Here is a 15042-nt window from a genome sequence, read left to right on the forward strand (position 1 = left end):
CGCCAGCACATTGACCGACACCGCTTCCGGCATCGCCCACCTCCACAACATCATCCTCGCGGGGTGACACCAGCACCCATGCCGGGCAACGCCTTCACCGAGTTACGAGACATCCTTTAGTGTCGGTGAGTCTGTTTGTGATCCCGCGTGCGGGACGGGTGGCTTCCTTCTTAGTGCGCACCGCTACATGCGCAGGGATCTGAAGGAAGGGGACGTCGAGGGCGAAGACTTCCTGCGGGGGGATGCCTTCTATGGAGCGGAGCTCGTCGAAGACGTAGCTCGGCTTGCCGCCATGAATTTGTATCTGCATGGCATCGGTGGGTCTTCCGGCAGTCGCAGGATACCCATTACCCGTGGCGATAGCCTTGAGCGGCCTCCCCCGAAGCGCGTCGATGTCGTTCTTTCAAATCCTCCTTTCGGCATCAAGGGCAGCGTCACATATACAGGGGCTGACGGGCGCACGGGTCGTTCTTCGGATGAACTAACCGTACGTAGGCCAGACTTCGTGATCCAGACCGCCAATAAACAATTGAACTTCCTCCAGCACATTCTTTCTGCGCTCAAGATGGGCGGTCGCGCTGCTGTAATCCTTCCGGACAACGTGTTATACGAAGCCGGCCCGGCTGCGGTATTGCGCGAACGACTACTTGTAGACAATGAGATCCGTGCGGTGCTTCGGCTGCCCACGGGGCTGTTCTACGCGCAGGGCGTTAAGGCGAGCGTTCTGTTCTTCCGGCGGGGCCGGTCTGTACCGGTCGCAGGCAGCAGAGGAATCTGGGCTTACGATCTGCGAACTGACCGTCGATTCTCGCTTCGATCGAGGCCCCTAACCCATGGCGATCTCAAAGACTTTCTCGAGTGCTTCAAGGGCACGCCGGACGGCACTCTCGACTCTTCGTTTGAGACGGACGTCTGGAAGGTGTACGAAGAGAAGGCGCTCCTTGGCGATGGCGGTAGTTTTGACATGCTCTGGCGGGTCACTCGTGAAGCCCAGCCTTCATCGCTCGACAGGTTCGAGGAATTGTCCAAGCAGGTGATGGACGACTTGGAGCGCGCGCTACGTCTGGTCCAAGAGGCAGTGGGAGGCACGGGGCCCGGCTTGGAGCCTCAGCGAGGAATCGAGCCCTGATCTCAGATCGATCTCGCGGTTATTTCATTGTGCGGAGTGTCCGCTGGCCATTGGCGTGGCAACCCTGCAAACATGCAAAATGCGGGAGTCCGGTGCGGCTTTGTAACGACTTAAGCGCCTTCGTGTTTTGCCATGCTCCAGTCTGCTAGACGCTTCCGGAAACCGTCGGGCGGTGATGCTGGAGCGTTGCCCGCCGCGCTGCTTTGACTCGCAGGAAGGGCACTTTGCGTGCGCCGCGTATCAGCGGTTGTTCAGGAACTGGCTGGCCCCAGTCGGTACTCCCGGGTGACCGTCGCTACTCGCTTGCCTATTCGGACAACGCTTTCTTGCTCGATCAGAGGTGCTCCGACCTCAACATCGAACAGTTCTGCCAATCCCTCGTCTGCGGAAACCTCGCGTTGTCTTGTCCGGGGATTTGCGCGGTGATGGGAACTCTGCGCGTGAAACTGGGCGTTCGCATAGGTGCCCCGACCGTGTTCGGTGGCGACGAGGCCATCTTTTCGCAGAGCGGATATGGCCTGGCGAATCGTTCCGCGACTTACCTTGAACTCGGCGGTGAGGACGCTTTCTGCCGGCAGGAAGGCGCCAGGTGGGATGGCGCCGCTCTTGATGCGCTCTCTCAACTCGTCGGCGATGGCGCGGTAGCGGGGCTGTCCGTAGTGCGGGGTGGGCACCCGCCCACCGTACCTGGCACTTGTCTTACCAAGTGCCAACCAAGTGACCCGTTTCGACGCCTAGACAACTCGTCCACTTGTAGATACGTTTCCTGGGTGTGCGGCTGGGGTGACGGCCCGTATTAGAGGTTGTTTGCGTCGGCCCTGGTCGCACCCGATGCGCGGCGTCCTGTCGGACCGGTTGCGGTAGCCGCGCGGACAAGTTGGCTCGGCGATACCCGACCCGTCCGGAGTCGGACGGTGCGCCGTGCCTTCATCCGGGCCGGTGGCTGGCCGCATTCCCCCGTGGCTGGCCACCGGTCCCCGCCTACCTGTGGAGGTGCGATGTCCGGCTCTCATCGTCGACACCGTTGGTTCTCGTCCTGGTGGTCTCGGAGGCTCCCATCTGCCCGGCGTGACACCAGCAACGTCCAGTCAAGTCCACGCGCAGGATCTACTACCTCCTCGCCGCAGTGGTCGACGGGTGTCACCCGCGAACTGCCTGCGATCCGGCATGCGCCCTTGATGACGCGGGCACAGCTCTTCCGAGGCAACGGCGGGCGGTGGGCGCGATGAGTCGTACGAACAAACCGGCCGCCGTCACGAGCCACCCGGACTGGTGCGCCCCGGATCGCTGCGGCTACCTGGTGCCGCCGGTGATGACGCATATGGCCCGCCGCCATCGCGGCCCCATGCAGCGGGTCGGCGACAGTCGGGCGGGCGGCCTTGTCGTCACGTACCTCATCAGCAGTGAGGCTCTGGGCGTTCCCATGGTCGGTGTTCATGTGACGTGCCGGGCCGGGAACGCCTGGGCGGAGTTGTCCTTGCCGCAGGCAGCCCAACTGGTTGAGCAACTACGCGGATCGCTGGCGCAGGCCACTGGACAACAGGGGGCGAGCGATGAGTGAGGGCGCTGCCGGCCCAGAGAGGCCGTCGCCGTCGTCCATCGCGCCGGTCGTGTGCCCGGTCTGGTGTCGAGGCTGTGGACCGAACGACCCGATGCACCGCGGGCTTCTCTCCACGATTGGACGGGAGCGGACCGGCTGGGTCACCGTCCAACTGGTCGTCGACCGGTTCGCCCGCCGGGACCTGGCCGTGAAGCTCGACGCGACCCGTTACGGAGCGACGCAGACCGTACTTCTGTCGTGCGCCCAGGTGGACCGGCTCATTGACGAGCTGGTCTACGCCCAGCTGGAGATGCTGACACCGGCGGATGGCGGCGAGCAGGCCGGAGAGGCGCCGTGAACGCCAACGCGCGTAGGGGCTCAGCCGTTCCTCGTACTCCTAGCCTGCGCCCTGCGCGGGTACCGCGAGCAGCGGTAGCCGTACCGCCGGTTCCCGAGCGGCCCGCCGGCGGGACCACCTGGCAGACGTTGGAACGTCTAGGGGGTACGGTGACCGGTGTGCAAGGCCGGGACTGGCGCCCTCGCTACCTGCAACTCGCGGAAGAGTTGCGGGCGAAGATCGTGAGCGGCGAACTTGCCCCCGGCACCCTGATGCCCAGCGAAACCGAGCTGGCCGACACCTCCGGCCTGTCACGCACCAGTGTCCGCAACGCCATCCGACAGCTCCGCGAATGGGGCCTGGTCCGCGCGGAGCAGGGGCGCGGCACCTACGTGCGGGCACCCCGCCAGCGGGTTCGCCGTCGCAACAACGAGCGGTACCAGTGGGAGAAGGCTCGCGTCCTGCTCGACGAGGCCGAGCGGCTGAAGACTGGCGCCACCGAGCACGACACGGGCCTGACCGTCGACGACCTGAAGTTCCACGCCGAGTACTCCCGGGTGGAGGCGGATACGGAGATGGCGGCGGCCTTGCAGGTCGAGCCGGGTACGCCGCTGCTGCGCCGGGTCTACTGGACGTCCTCCCGGCATGAGAATGCGCCGCTGACCGTGTCGTACTCCTACCTGCCCTACGACCTGGTGGCCGCGAACCCGGACCTGCTCGACGCAGGCAAGGAGCCGTGGCCGGGCGGCACGCAACATCAGCTCTACACGCTGGGCATCGAGTTGGCCCGGATCGACGACGAGATCCGCGCCCGCCCGCCGTCGCCTGATGAGGCCGAGCTGCTGGACATCGACCCGGGCGTCTCCGTGCTCACCGTGCGGAAGACCTCGACCGACACCACCGGTCGGGTCGTCGAGGTCGCCGACGTGGTGATGCCAGGTGACCGCACCGAGCTTGTCTACTCCCACAAACTCCAGCGGTGGAAAACTTGACGCAGCTCGTCTCGGTCATCACCCCGGTCCACGCGCCCAGCATCGAGCATCTGCCCGGCGCCTACGAGTCGTTGGCCAAACAGGAGATGCCGGACGGCTGGGACTGGGAATGGCTCGTCCAAGAGGACGGGCAGACCGGCGCCCTGGTCGACGCGTTGCCCGACGATCCCCGGATCAGTCTCGGCACCGGCCGCCCCGGTGGGCCCGGTGTTGCCCGTACCCTCGCGCTTGCCCGCGTCTCCGGGCAACTCATCAAGGTCCTGGACGCCGACGACCAGCTGACCCCCGGCGCGCTCGCCCGAGACATCGCCGCGTTCGACGCGCACCCGCAGATTGGCTGGACCACCTCGCGGGTACTCGACCTGCTACCCGACGGGTCGACCGCCGGTTGGGACAAAGATCCGGCCGGCGGAGTCATCGACCGCGGTTCGGTCCTGTCGTTCTGGAAGGCCAACGACTACCGGGCATCGGTGCACCCGGCGACCCTGTGCCTGCGCCGGGATCTCGTCTTCGCCCTGGGCGGCTGGATGGCGCTGCCGGCCTCCGAGGACACCGGCCTCCTGCTCGCCGCCAACGCGGTCACCGCGGGCTATTTCACCCGCGAATACGGCCTGCTCTACCGGAAGTGGCCCGGCCAGGTCACCAGCCAGGCCGCACACCGGGAACCCGCCGAGTACCAGGCACGGATGAGGATCATTGAGGCTCGCGCCAACGCCCTGGCCTCGATGATCCCGAACGGTTTCGACGGCAGCGCTACGGCGTAGCTTCGTGCCCCGGCATCCCGTGGGTACGCCGCCGTTCCTTCATCTCCGCCTCGAAGATGTGCCGCCGACCGCCGGCCAGCTTCTCCCGCGCGTCCCGCTCAATCTCCTGAAACGCGGCGTAGTAGCCGTCGTCGAACTCCTCTACGATCTGGAACGTCCAGCGGCCAGGTAGCAGGTTTCGCCCCAACAGCTCGTGCTCGACCCGGTCGGCCACCTCGTCGTGCCCGGCCTCGCGGAGCAGCTTCACCACCCGGTCAAGGGTGAGATCCGCGCCGCCGACGAGCTGGTGCGCCGAATACAGGTGACCGCGCACCCGGTAAATCGTCTCAAGGGCCTTGCTCAGCTCGCCTAGCGCCTCAATGGTCGTGTCATCCAACCCCACCGGCCTGGTGTGCGCCTCATCAGCCGCAAGCGCCTGCTTCTCATCCGCCATGAGGTCGTCAGTACCCAGCAAAATGGGGAGGTATCAGAAGCATTTGATCACGCTAAGCCACGGGTGAGGGGCGGGACCTCCACGCGTGGTCCCGCCCTCGCGCCTTCCCAGCGCTACATCAGCTGAGGGGTCACGCCCGCAACCAGCATGATCGTCACCAGGATGTAGATCACCACGATCCTGGAGGCGCGGATAGTAAGGCTGAACTCAGTCATGCAGATAACCTTTCGTAGATAAATAATGGGATCGAGCAGCCAGCTCGTTGGCCTTCGGGCGGGTTTAGAGGGCGGCTTGCCTCCGCCCTTCACGCCTTGCGGCATCGACCACATTAGCCAATGCGTTGCCTATTGTATAGACCCTCCGCCGAGAAGGATCTACAAGGAGGGGTGACCCGCGATGGGTAACCTGTCGACGCCATGTCCGTAGTCTCATGCCGGGAGTGTTGTGCGGGCCGTCCGAACAACATTTTCCCTGGTCAGGGCGGGTGAACCGTGATTGCTGACGACGCTCAAGCTCGCCTTGCAACTATATTCCATAGAGATTTAAGTTTGAGATTCAAGGATTACCAAAACGGTGCGGCAAAGAGCACTCTGATTTAAGCGCCAAGTAAGGGCACCTGGCGGGATGTGGAAGAAGCTAGATGATTTAGAGCCAGAGAAAGCCAGGTTTAGATTGTCTAGATTAAACGTCCCGCTTGTGGCACACTAAGAGAGCGCAGCAAGACGCCAACTACGGCTTGCTGCGATCGGATGCCCGTAGGTTTGTTCATGGGATCGAGCAGCCCAGCGGGTCGATGGCCCCTCCGCTTGCCTCGGTGGGGCCATCGCGCTACTCAGGGTCAAGACCCCTCAGTGGCGCTGAGCAGCGAATGCCCGTTCCCGACTTCCAGGCCAATTCCACCGCCGTGGGCGGTCGATGAGGCGGCGCGGCGGTTCCAGCCCACTCCGAGTCCACCTGCGCCCGGCCGCATCAGTGAACGTGACCGTTGCATCAACCTCGATCAGCGGGCCTTCCTCGAAGTACGGGATGCGGTCAGGGATGTCGAGGACGGCCACGAAGTCCTTGCCTCCTGGCAGTACGTCGATGTGTGCGCGCCGGGGCCTTGGGCGCTCACTTCGGGTCACGGATGCCCGTGCCGTAACGCTGAGGTCGAGGATCGGCGCAGCGCCATGGTTGGTGACGACGACTCTGACCGATGGGCGGGCCACATCGTCTAGTCCAGCTGGAACTTCGAGCCATCGCCGAAGTTCTACAACCGCTGTGATGGTCCGCGCCTGCCCTGCTTCGTTCTCTCTTCGCTCTTGGTTGCGGGTGTAGATCGACCAGAGAAGGCCACCTCCGGTCAATGCCAGCGCGACGAAGTTGCCGGCGGCTTGCAGCTCAGCGGTATCCACGAGCGGCAGGCTAATCCTGCGGCTCAACCCCAAGGCGTCCACAAGGTTGTTGACTTGTCTGCCAAGTGCCGTCTACCTTGGATCCAACTTGGCAGACAAGTTAACAAGTTGGAGGTTGAGCGATGGCTCTGCGAGGCGGCACGAGGTTCGCGGTGCGGTGTGAGGACGTGTTCCCGGCGGGGTGCGCGCTGGTGCCCGAGTCCCTGGGCGAGGTCGAGGACTACGACGAGAAGACCGGTCGGCGTAGCCCGGCGAAGGACAAGCTGACCGGCCAGCGGGTGTGGCAGGTCCGGGTGATGGACCTGGATCCGGAGCTGGGGAAGCGGTCGCGGGAGACGACAGTGAAGATCTCGGCGGACTACCAGCCGGTCCCGCCGACGGGTGCCCCGTTCGAGGCGGTGGAGTTCGAGGGCATGACCGTCACGCCGTACGTGGGCAACAACAACCGGATGGCCTACTCGCTGCGGGCGACCGGGATGCGTGCCCCGGCGGGCGTGGCGACGAAGGCGGCGCAGTAGCCGCATCTGGTGGGGGCGGGGCTGTCAGGTCTTGGCGGACGGCAGCCCCGCCCTCTGTCTCTTTCCCCTGCTCTGTCGAGAGAGGTAGTGACATGTCCAAGGGTATGCCTGCCGTCCTGCGGCGGCCCACAGTGGCGGGTGCGCGATGATGCGCCGGCCGCGTGGCGACGTCGTGATGACCACCGCCGGGGACCTGATGGTGATCCGCCCGCGCAGGCTGGAGCTGCCGGTCTGGCTGATCGCGCTCGGCCTGGTGCTGCGGTGGCTGTGGCGGGGCTTGTGGTGGTGTCTTCGCCATCCGGTCGCCGTCGGCCTGGTCGTGGCCGGGGTGATCCTCTACCGCGAGTTCGGCCGGACCGGCGTGATCGTGCCCGTGGTCCTGGCCGCTGCCGTGTCGGCGCTGTGGCGGTGGCGGCACGAGTCGTCCTGGTGGACCTGGTGCGCCGGTCCGATCCTCGGCCGGTTCCGTCAGCTCTTCGTCTACCGCCGGGCCTGGCGTGAGGCCATGACCCTCTGCCGGCTGGCCAAAGTGTACGACCATCGCACGGTCCTTCCGGAGCTGCTGCGGGTCCGCTCGGATCAGGCGCTCGACGTGCTGACCATCCGCATGGTCCGCGGCCAGACGCCCGAGGAATTCCAGAAGGCAACGGCAAACCTGGCGTACGCCTTCGGCCGGCGGCACGCCCGGGTCTACTCCGAACGTCCCGATGACCCGCCGATCCGGTCGGGCTACTGGGCGCTGGTGCTGGGCGCGGTGGACCGGCTGCGGTTCCGGGACAGGCCGTCGGTGGTCTACCTCGTGGTGGTCCGCACGGACGCGCTGCGCACCCTGGTCGACCCGTTCGACGTCCCATCGGTGCCCGACTTCACCGCTCTACCCCTGGCGCGACGGGAAGACCTGCGGCACTGGTGCCTGCACCTGCTCGCCACGCACGTCCTCATCGGAGGTGCCACCCGCTCCGGGAAGGGCTCCGTGCTGTGGTCGCTGGTCCGGGTCCTGGCCGGCGGGATCTCGTCCGGGCTGGTCCGGCTCTGGGTGATCGATCCCAAGGGCGGCATGGAGTTCGCCATGGGCCGGCCGTTGTTCGCCCGGTTCGCCTGCAAGTCGTTCGAGGCCATGGCCGACCTGCTCGACGAGGCCGTGACAGTGATGCGGGAGCGGCAGACCCGGCTTGCCGGCGCGGTGCGGGTGCACACTCCGACCCTGGCTGACCCCCTGGTCGTGGTCGTCATCGACGAGATGGCGGCACTGACCGCGTACCTCCAGGACGTCGACCTGCGCAAGCGCATCGCCGGCTCACTCGGGCTGCTGCTGTCGCAGGGTGCCGGCGTCGGCGTCCTGGTGGTGGCCGCGTTGCAGGACCCCCGCAAGGAGGTACTGCCGTTCCGGGACTTGTTTCCGACCCGCATCGCGCTCGGCCTTACCGAGGCCGCTCAGGTCGACCTCGTGTTGGGCGACGGTGCCCGCAACCGGGGTGCCCTCGCCGACCAGATGCCGCGCTGGGCCAAGGGCGTCGGCTACGTGATCCTCGACGGCACCCCGAGCCGGCCCGGGTCCGCTTCTCCTACATCTCCGACGACCACATCCGGGAGTTGGCCGCCGAGTACCCGGCACCGGCCGACGCGGCGGACATCCTCGCACAGGTCGGCCGGGAGACCGCCACCGAACCGGCCCGGCCGCCCCTGCCCCGGCAGCGTCGCGGACCCCTGCTACCGGACTCGCTGCTGAACTTCCTCGACCGGGACGCCGACGGGGGTGAGCCGCGGTGACCACCCCGACCTTCTACCGGCTGCGCGCTCCGGGCACCGACGGCTCTGCCAGTACGGCCGTGTCCGTCCGCGTCGACCCCGCCCGGCCCGATCCGTACCCGGTCTATCTCGCCGTCGGCGGCGGCCGGCGCCGCATGTACCTGACCCCCGACGAGGCGTGGGCCCTGTGGCGCTGCCTCTCGGAAGCGGTGGCCTCCCACGGCGAGCCACCCGAGCACATCCGTACCCGCGTCGCCCCGGCCCGGAGGTAACCGATGTCCCTCAAGAGCTTCTTCCTCGGCACCCACCGCCTCAAGCCGCTGCACATCGAACTCAACGGCTCCCCGGACCGGCTCGCCGGTGCCCTGCACGGCCTGGCGCACATGGTCAACCGCCGCCGCGACCTCAACGGCCAACAGATCTGCATCATCCTGACCGTCCGCGACACCAGGGGCGGCCGATGATCCGCGCTGAATCCGGCATCCGCGTGCTGATCCTGCTCGTTGTCGGCACCATGGCCGGCGCTGCCGCCTTCACCCACGTCCACGACCTGACCGTGGCCCACGGCCAACCCGACTGGATCGGCTGGGCCAACGCCGTAGCCGTCGAGCTGATGGCCATCTACCTCGGCCTGGAAATCCGCGCCCGCCGCCGCAACGGTCGACCCGTCGGCCTGGTCGGCGTCCTCCTGATCGCGTTCGCGCTGCTCTCCCTCGCCGCGCAGGTCGCCGAAGCCGAACCGTCCGTCTGGGGCTGGATCGTCGCCGCGGTGCCGTCGCTGGCCTTCCTCGCCCTGGTCAAGGTCGTCCTATCCAGCGCACCCACCACCCCGCCGGCACCGGAGCCCGATCAGCCACAGGGCGACTGGTATGACGAGCCGCAGCCTGTCGAACCCGCGCCGCCGGCTCCGGTGATGCCGCCGGCATCAGCCGCGGTGCTACCTCCGGTCGGCGTCGTCCACCCCAACCGGCCCCAGGTCGTCGGGATCATCCGATGACGGTTCCAACCCTGCCCGGTCTCGAACCCGCCCCGACCCCGGTTGCTCCTCGGCCGGGGTCGCGGGCGGCCCGCATGGCGCTACCCCGTTCGATCGATGTCCTCAAAGACATCGCCATCGAGTACGGCGTTTGCGTCCGCCCCCTGGCGATGCGTCGCACCGACCTCGACACCGGCCTGACCGAGGTCATCGACCTGCCTTGCGGCGCGACCCGCGAGGACAAGTGCCCGCCGTGCGCCAAGAAGAACCGCCGGCTACGGCAAGCGCAGATCCGCGAGGGCTGGCACCGCGACGACGAGCCCCTACCCGGTCCGGAACCCGCCACCGAGGCGCAGAAGTCCCTGATCCTGTTCCGCGCACACCTGGAGTTCTCCCGCGACGAGGCCGTACGCGCCGCCCAGTGGGACCAGGTGACCGACCTCGACGAGGCAATCCGCGAGGTAGAGGAAGCCATCACCGCTGAGGGCCTACGCGGGCGCGTCGGACCACCCCACGCCACCGCCGACGAGGACCAGGACGACGAGCCCTGCCCACGGCGCAAGCGCTCCACCAAGCGGCGCCAAGATGCTCCCGAACTGCCTCGGCGCAAGGTCGAGCGGCGCACCGTCGGCAAGACCTACACCGCCCCGGACGGCTCGACCTACCAACCGTCGATGTGGCTCACGCTCACCCTCGACTCGTATGGCCCGGTCCGCCCCGACGGCACCCCCGTCAACCCGGCCAGGTACGACTACCGCCGCGCAGCCTGGGACGCGGTCCACTTCCCCCGGCTGCTCGACCGGTTCTGGCAGAACCTTCGGCGGTGCGAGGGCTGGAACGTCCAGTACGCCGGCTGCGTCGAGCCGCAACGGCGTCTCGCACCGCACGCCCACTTCGCCATCCGGGGCACCATCTCTCGGGACGTGCTCCGCACCGTGGCGGCTGCCACCTATCACCAGGTGTGGTGGCCCTCGGTCGACGTCCAGCGCTACAACCTCGACCGGCTCCCGATCTGGGACGAGCAGGCGACGGCATGGGTCGACCCGGACACCCGCGAGCCGCTGACCACCTGGACGGAAGCCCTCGACACCATCGACGACGACCCCGACGCGGAACCGGTGCACGTTGTGCGCTTCGGTGCCCAGGTCGACGCCCGCGGCGTCATGCCCGGCACCGAGGACGCCGAACGGACCATCCGGTACGTCACGAAATACATCACCAAGCACACCGGCGACTGCCACAAGGCGGCCACCGCCCGGCAACGCAAGCACCTCGACCGGCTCTGGCAGCAACTCCAGCTCACCCCCTGCACCGACCGGTGCGCCAACTGGCTGCTCTACGGCGTCCAGCCCAAGAAGGCGCACGCCAGGCTGAAGCCCGGCCGCTGCAAGGGCAAGGTCCACCAGCGCGACACCCTCGGCATCGGCGGCCGGCGCATCCTCATCTCCCGTGACTGGTCCGGCAAGACCCTCGCCGACCACAAGCACGACGCGCGGGCCTGGGTCCGGGCACTGCTCGGCGTCACCACCGACGGCACGCAGCTTGTCGACGACCAGGGCGACACCACCGAACGGGTCCGCCACGCCTGGGAACTTGCCCGACCTGACGACCCGGACGTCGGCCCCATGACCCACCGGCTCATGCGGTCGATCAGCGAACGCGCCCGCTGGCGATCCGAACTGCTCGCCGCCAAGGACCGCGCCGCGCAGGAGACTCCAGATCTTTCGGCAACTCAGCACAGCGCACAGCACGACGGGGAGGAAACGCAGTGAACGAGGAGTTGTTGACCGTGCCGGAAGTGCTCGCCGAGCTGCGCGTACCGCGCTCGACCTGGTTCTACTGGCGGCAGACCGGCAAGGGACCACGGGTGATCAAGCTCCCGAACGGGCAGCTGCGGGTCCGCCGGTCGGCGCTCGGTCGGTGGCTCGGCGACCTGGAGCAGGACGCCGCGTGAAGAGTTACGAGGTCCAGATCTGGGAAATCACTAAGCGCGCCGACCGGAAAGCTCGGCCGTGGCGGGTCCGTTGGGCGGTGAGTGGCCAACGCTTCGAGGACATGTTCCGTACGAAGGCCCTGGCGCACTCGTTCCGCGCCGAGCTGGTCCAGGCGGCCAACGCGGGGGAGCCCTTCGACCTGGCCACCGGCCGCCCGGTCTCCGAGGCGAGAACCAAGAACCCCACCACCTGGTACGCGCACAGCCGCGCGTACGTCGAGATGAAGTGGCCCCGGGCGGCGGCCAAGACCCGGCGCTCGATCGTCGAAGCGCTGACCTCCATCACGGTGACCCTGACCCGCCCTGCAAAGCGAGGCCGACCGACTGACGCTCTGCTCCGTGAGGCGCTGTACCTCTACGGCCTCAACCCACGCCGCTGGTCCGACGAGATCCCACCCGAACACGCGGCGGCGCTGACCTGGCTGGAAACGGCTTCCCTCCCGGTCGTCGAGCTGGACTCGCCCGCGATGGTTCGCCGCGTCCTCGACAGCCTGTGCGTACGCCTCGACGGCAAGCCCGCGGCTGCCTCCACCGTCCAGCGGAAGCGAGCCACCTTCTACAACGTTCTCGGGTACGCCGTCGAGCTGGAGCTGATCGCCTCCAACCCGGTCGACCGGGTCCAGTGGACGGCCCCCGAGGTCGCGCAGTCCATCGACCGGCGGGTGGTGGCGAACCCGGCCCAGGTCGCCATGCTGCTGGAGGCGGTGAAATCTCTCGGCAAACGCGCCGACAAGGTCACCGCGTTCTTCGGCTGCCTCTACTACGCGGGGATGCGTCCCTCGGAAGCCGCAGACCTACGGCGGGAAGATTGCGACCTTGCCGGCCGGTGCGCCGACTGCGGGACCGACTTCGATGACTTGGCGGCGGTCAAGCCTTCCCGGTCCTGCGAGCACGAGAAGATCGAATATCGCTGGGGTCGCCTGGTGCTCGCCGGCACCTCACCGCGCGCCGGGTCGCACTGGACCGATGATGGCGGTTCGCACGAGCGGCGCGGACTCAAGCACCGGGGAGGGGCTGAGACTCGTACGGTCCCGATCCCGCCCCGGCTCGTCGAGTTGCTGTGCGCGCACGTCGAGAATCACGGGGTCGGCCCGGACGGTCGGTTCTTCCGGGGCCTGCACGGTGGGCCGCTCTCCGAGTCGGTCTACGACCGGTGGTGGAAGTTCGCCCGCGAGAAGGCGCTGACTGAATCGCAGGTCGCGTCGCCGCTCGTCCGCCGACCCTACGACCTGCGGCACGCGGCGGCCTCGCTCTGGCTGAATGCCGGCGTCCCGCCGACCGAGGTAGCCCGGCGCCTGGGCCACGGTGTCGCCGTCCTGCTCCGCGTCTACGCCAACTGCATCGACGGGGGAGACGACACCATGAACGACAAGATCGGCGACGCCCTCGGATGACTGATTCATCCGTGGCTTTTGCACGCTCAACTCTGACCACAATGCCCGTCTTATCCGCTGGCGGCCCACCTCCGCGTTGTCGTACGCTGGCGTTCCTTCCTGTCGGGCTCGACGGTTGTGGGTGAATCCTGATGTCTGGCCTGAGTGATGGGTTCGAGCATTACCTTGTTCCGGATGCCGAGGCGATTAAGGCGGCCATCACCAGGGGACTGGTGGTGCTTGACAGCAACGTTCTGCTTGAGCTATATCGCTTTGCCGCCCCGGCGAGGACCGAACTTTTCGAGGTGCTGGAGCAAATCGGTGAGCGGCTTTGGGTGCCGCATCAAGTCCGCCTCGAATTTCACCGGAACCGACTCAGCGTCATGTCGAGTCAGGAGGAAAGCTACCAGGAAGTCCTGAAGACCATTGATGAGGTGCGCCTCTCCCAGTCCACTGTGATCTCGAAGATCAGGGAACTCGCCAAGCGTGTTCTTCTTCCTAAGGAAGCGCGTGACGAGTTGTTGCAACTTGTGTCCCGAGGTTTAGACGATGCAGAACGAGTAATGACTGAGCTGCGGTCGGCCCACGGTTCGCCGGGTGGCTTCGCCGAGGATCCAATCCTTGAGCGGCTCCAACGCCTATTTGCCGGGCGGGTCGGTGAGTCCCTAGATGCCGGTGAGTTGGCTGCTGTTCGAGAGGAGGCATTGCGGCGCGTCGAGGCGCAAGAACCTCCAGGTTACAGGGATGGCAGCAAAGATGATCCTACCGGCGATTATCTCGTCTGGTACCAAACCTTGAAGGAGGCAGCGATGCGCAAGCTGCCTTTGCTCTTAGTGACGAGAGACGCGAAGGAGGACTGGTTCCTCCGCCTGAAGGGTCAGACCATCTGTGGTCATCCGCGCCTGATTGCTGAAGCAAAAGACTTTGCAGGCGTTTCGGCGATTATCATGCAGACTCAATCGCTGTTGTACCACGCGAGGTCCTTCCTCGAAACAGCTGTCAGTGAGGAGACGATTCGCCAAGCGGAGAGTTCTGCCGTGCAAGCCTCCCAGGATTCCTCTCGCACGATCTTTGTTCAAGCTGCGATGCTAGAGACAATGGTCGAAATTGCATCACGGCAAATCGAGGATCTCCGCTCGGAGAGTGAGCGCCTGCAAAGAGCTACGGACTTGTTCGTCTATGAACTAGATTCGCAGCACAAAGAGGGGGCGGGCAGAGGCTCGCACCAGCGGCGCCTAGATGATCTTCGGCTGCAGGCCGAGGAAGTTGCGGTAGAGCTATCGGATCTGCAGGCGGCAATAGATGTGCTGCGATCAGGTGATCACTCCACTTTGAAGGACTCCGTTCGTCTGAGCTGGCGTGGACGTCCTTCTCGAACGCGCATGCTGTCGCTCGCGAAGTCCGCCAGCCGCCAGGTAGAGATGCTCCAAGACTGGTCGTTGGGGTTGAGCAGCGCAGTCACCCGAGGGGTTGTCGAAGCGAGTGGCGGCGGCGCTGTCTCCGTTGGTTCGTGGGTGATCCACGGCGAGTACGGCAGAGCGAGGGTGGCGGACATTCGCCAATCAGACGAGGAGGGCGGCGAAGCGCAAGTGGAGCTGCTATTCGCCGACGGCACCACAACCTGGACCAAGTCGAGCGAACTACGTGCCGACGGGTATTCCGGGACCGAGACAGGGGAATGAGAGCCCTCCTGGTAGCGGGGCGGTCGCAACGGTGGGCGGTTTGCGAGGAGCGCGGCGACATTGAGACGTTGGGAGGCGGCCGCTAACCTCGATCGTTCACGGCTGATGTCGGGCGTTCCGGCCCCGCGCGTGTGATCGTTCATTGTCGATGCGGTTGGGTTC

At 66.4% G+C, this 15042-nt stretch carries 15 protein-coding genes and 2 pseudogenes; 14 read left to right on the forward strand and 3 right to left on the reverse strand.

Going from position 1 to position 15042, the window contains the following annotated elements:
• Nucleotides 1-178: 178 nt before the first annotated feature.
• A pseudogene (locus ACLQ23_RS31290) lies at nucleotides 179-1129 on the forward strand (HsdM family class I SAM-dependent methyltransferase); the annotation flags it as partial.
• A 251-nt stretch (nucleotides 1130-1380) separates the two neighbouring features.
• Here the strand turns inward: ACLQ23_RS31290 and ACLQ23_RS31295 are convergent.
• Nucleotides 1381-1803, reverse strand: coding sequence for a GntR family transcriptional regulator (locus tag ACLQ23_RS31295; protein ID WP_425881505.1), 423 nt, complete (start codon nucleotides 1801-1803; stop codon nucleotides 1381-1383).
• 551 nt (nucleotides 1804-2354) lie between these two features.
• Here ACLQ23_RS31295 and ACLQ23_RS31300 point away from each other — a divergent pair.
• The 4 genes from ACLQ23_RS31300 to ACLQ23_RS31315 all read left to right on the forward strand — a co-directional run bounded on the left by ACLQ23_RS31300 (nucleotide 2355) and on the right by ACLQ23_RS31315 (nucleotide 4762).
• Nucleotides 2355-2690 (forward strand): hypothetical protein, encoded by a 336-nt coding sequence (locus ACLQ23_RS31300; RefSeq protein WP_425881506.1) that lies wholly within the window; start codon nucleotides 2355-2357, stop codon nucleotides 2688-2690.
• A gap of 91 nt (nucleotides 2691-2781) precedes the next feature.
• Nucleotides 2782-3027 carry a precorrin-4 C11-methyltransferase gene (locus ACLQ23_RS31305; protein WP_425881507.1) on the forward strand — a complete coding sequence of 82 codons (246 nt, stop codon included), beginning with the start codon at nucleotides 2782-2784 and terminating at the stop codon, nucleotides 3025-3027.
• Between the two features lie 149 nt (nucleotides 3028-3176).
• A complete protein-coding gene (locus ACLQ23_RS31310; protein WP_425881508.1) occupies nucleotides 3177-3998 on the forward strand; it encodes a GntR family transcriptional regulator in 822 nt (273 codons plus the stop codon).
• Nucleotides 3986-4762, forward strand: coding sequence for a glycosyltransferase family 2 protein (locus tag ACLQ23_RS31315; RefSeq protein WP_425881509.1), 777 nt, complete (start codon nucleotides 3986-3988; stop codon nucleotides 4760-4762). Before ACLQ23_RS31310 ends, ACLQ23_RS31315 begins: the two co-directional genes overlap by 13 nt.
• Here the strand turns inward: ACLQ23_RS31315 and ACLQ23_RS31320 are convergent.
• Together ACLQ23_RS31320 and ACLQ23_RS31325 are read right to left on the reverse strand one after the other, a co-directional pair.
• Nucleotides 4752-5195, reverse strand: coding sequence for a hypothetical protein (locus ACLQ23_RS31320; RefSeq protein WP_425881510.1), 444 nt, complete (start codon nucleotides 5193-5195; stop codon nucleotides 4752-4754). The genes ACLQ23_RS31315 and ACLQ23_RS31320 overlap by 11 nt on opposite strands.
• A gap of 848 nt (nucleotides 5196-6043) precedes the next feature.
• The gene (locus ACLQ23_RS31325) at nucleotides 6044-6589 is read right to left on the reverse strand and encodes a hypothetical protein (protein WP_425881511.1); all 546 of its coding nucleotides are present in this window, start codon (nucleotides 6587-6589) and stop codon (nucleotides 6044-6046) included.
• Between the two features lie 122 nt (nucleotides 6590-6711).
• Here ACLQ23_RS31325 and ACLQ23_RS31330 point away from each other — a divergent pair, with 122 nt between their 5' ends.
• The 9 genes and pseudogenes from ACLQ23_RS31330 (at nucleotide 6712) to ACLQ23_RS31370 (ending at nucleotide 14880) form a co-directional block, all read left to right on the forward strand.
• The gene (locus ACLQ23_RS31330; RefSeq protein WP_425881512.1) at nucleotides 6712-7107 is read left to right on the forward strand and encodes a transcriptional regulator; all 396 of its coding nucleotides are present in this window, start codon (nucleotides 6712-6714) and stop codon (nucleotides 7105-7107) included.
• Nucleotides 7108-7282: 175 nt separating this feature from the next.
• A pseudogene (locus ACLQ23_RS31335) lies at nucleotides 7283-8877 on the forward strand (FtsK/SpoIIIE domain-containing protein).
• The gene (locus ACLQ23_RS31340) at nucleotides 8874-9128 is read left to right on the forward strand and encodes a hypothetical protein (RefSeq protein WP_425881513.1); all 255 of its coding nucleotides are present in this window, start codon (nucleotides 8874-8876) and stop codon (nucleotides 9126-9128) included. Before ACLQ23_RS31335 ends, ACLQ23_RS31340 begins: the two are co-directional and overlap by 4 nt.
• 3 nt (nucleotides 9129-9131) lie before the next feature.
• On the forward strand, nucleotides 9132-9320 hold the full coding sequence (locus ACLQ23_RS31345; protein ID WP_112671649.1) for a hypothetical protein: 189 nt from the start codon (nucleotides 9132-9134) through the stop codon (nucleotides 9318-9320).
• The gene (locus tag ACLQ23_RS31350) at nucleotides 9317-9853 is read left to right on the forward strand and encodes a DUF2637 domain-containing protein (RefSeq protein ID WP_425881514.1); all 537 of its coding nucleotides are present in this window, start codon (nucleotides 9317-9319) and stop codon (nucleotides 9851-9853) included. The genes ACLQ23_RS31345 and ACLQ23_RS31350 overlap by 4 nt, the downstream gene beginning before the upstream one ends.
• Nucleotides 9850-11604 carry a replication initiator gene (locus tag ACLQ23_RS31355; protein WP_425881515.1) on the forward strand — a complete coding sequence of 585 codons (1755 nt, stop codon included), beginning with the start codon at nucleotides 9850-9852 and terminating at the stop codon, nucleotides 11602-11604. Before ACLQ23_RS31350 ends, ACLQ23_RS31355 begins: the two co-directional genes overlap by 4 nt.
• Nucleotides 11601-11786 carry a helix-turn-helix transcriptional regulator gene (locus ACLQ23_RS31360; RefSeq protein ID WP_030329852.1) on the forward strand — a complete coding sequence of 62 codons (186 nt, stop codon included), beginning with the start codon at nucleotides 11601-11603 and terminating at the stop codon, nucleotides 11784-11786. Before ACLQ23_RS31355 ends, ACLQ23_RS31360 begins: the two co-directional genes overlap by 4 nt.
• The gene (locus ACLQ23_RS31365) at nucleotides 11783-13219 is read left to right on the forward strand and encodes a tyrosine-type recombinase/integrase (RefSeq protein WP_425881516.1); all 1437 of its coding nucleotides are present in this window, start codon (nucleotides 11783-11785) and stop codon (nucleotides 13217-13219) included. The genes ACLQ23_RS31360 and ACLQ23_RS31365 overlap by 4 nt, the downstream gene beginning before the upstream one ends.
• Before the next feature lie 131 nt (nucleotides 13220-13350).
• Entirely contained in the window at nucleotides 13351-14880 is a 1530-nt protein-coding gene (locus tag ACLQ23_RS31370; protein WP_425881517.1) for a PIN-like domain-containing protein, read from the forward strand.
• Nucleotides 14881-15042: the final 162 nt, after the last annotated feature.

It is taken from the genome of Micromonospora sp. DT41, from assembly GCF_049841715.1.
Classification (GTDB): Bacteria; Actinomycetota; Actinomycetes; order Mycobacteriales; family Micromonosporaceae; genus Micromonospora; species Micromonospora profundi.

Bases quoted from the DNA above. Each gene is read 5' to 3' on its own strand.
- ACLQ23_RS31320 (WP_425881510.1), bottom strand. From the start codon at position 5,195: ATGGCGGATGAGAAGCAGGCGCTTGCGGCTGATGAGGCGCACACCAGG.
- ACLQ23_RS31370 (WP_425881517.1), top strand. From the start codon at position 13,351: ATGTCTGGCCTGAGTGATGGGTTCGAGCATTACCTTGTTCCGGATGCC.
- ACLQ23_RS31345 (WP_112671649.1), top strand. From the start codon at position 9,132: ATGTCCCTCAAGAGCTTCTTCCTCGGCACCCACCGCCTCAAGCCGCTG.
- ACLQ23_RS31355 (WP_425881515.1), top strand. From the start codon at position 9,850: ATGACGGTTCCAACCCTGCCCGGTCTCGAACCCGCCCCGACCCCGGTT.
- ACLQ23_RS31330 (WP_425881512.1), top strand. From the start codon at position 6,712: ATGGCTCTGCGAGGCGGCACGAGGTTCGCGGTGCGGTGTGAGGACGTG.
- ACLQ23_RS31305 (WP_425881507.1), top strand. From the start codon at position 2,782: ATGCACCGCGGGCTTCTCTCCACGATTGGACGGGAGCGGACCGGCTGG.
- ACLQ23_RS31350 (WP_425881514.1), top strand. From the start codon at position 9,317: ATGATCCGCGCTGAATCCGGCATCCGCGTGCTGATCCTGCTCGTTGTC.
- ACLQ23_RS31300 (WP_425881506.1), top strand. From the start codon at position 2,355: ATGAGTCGTACGAACAAACCGGCCGCCGTCACGAGCCACCCGGACTGG.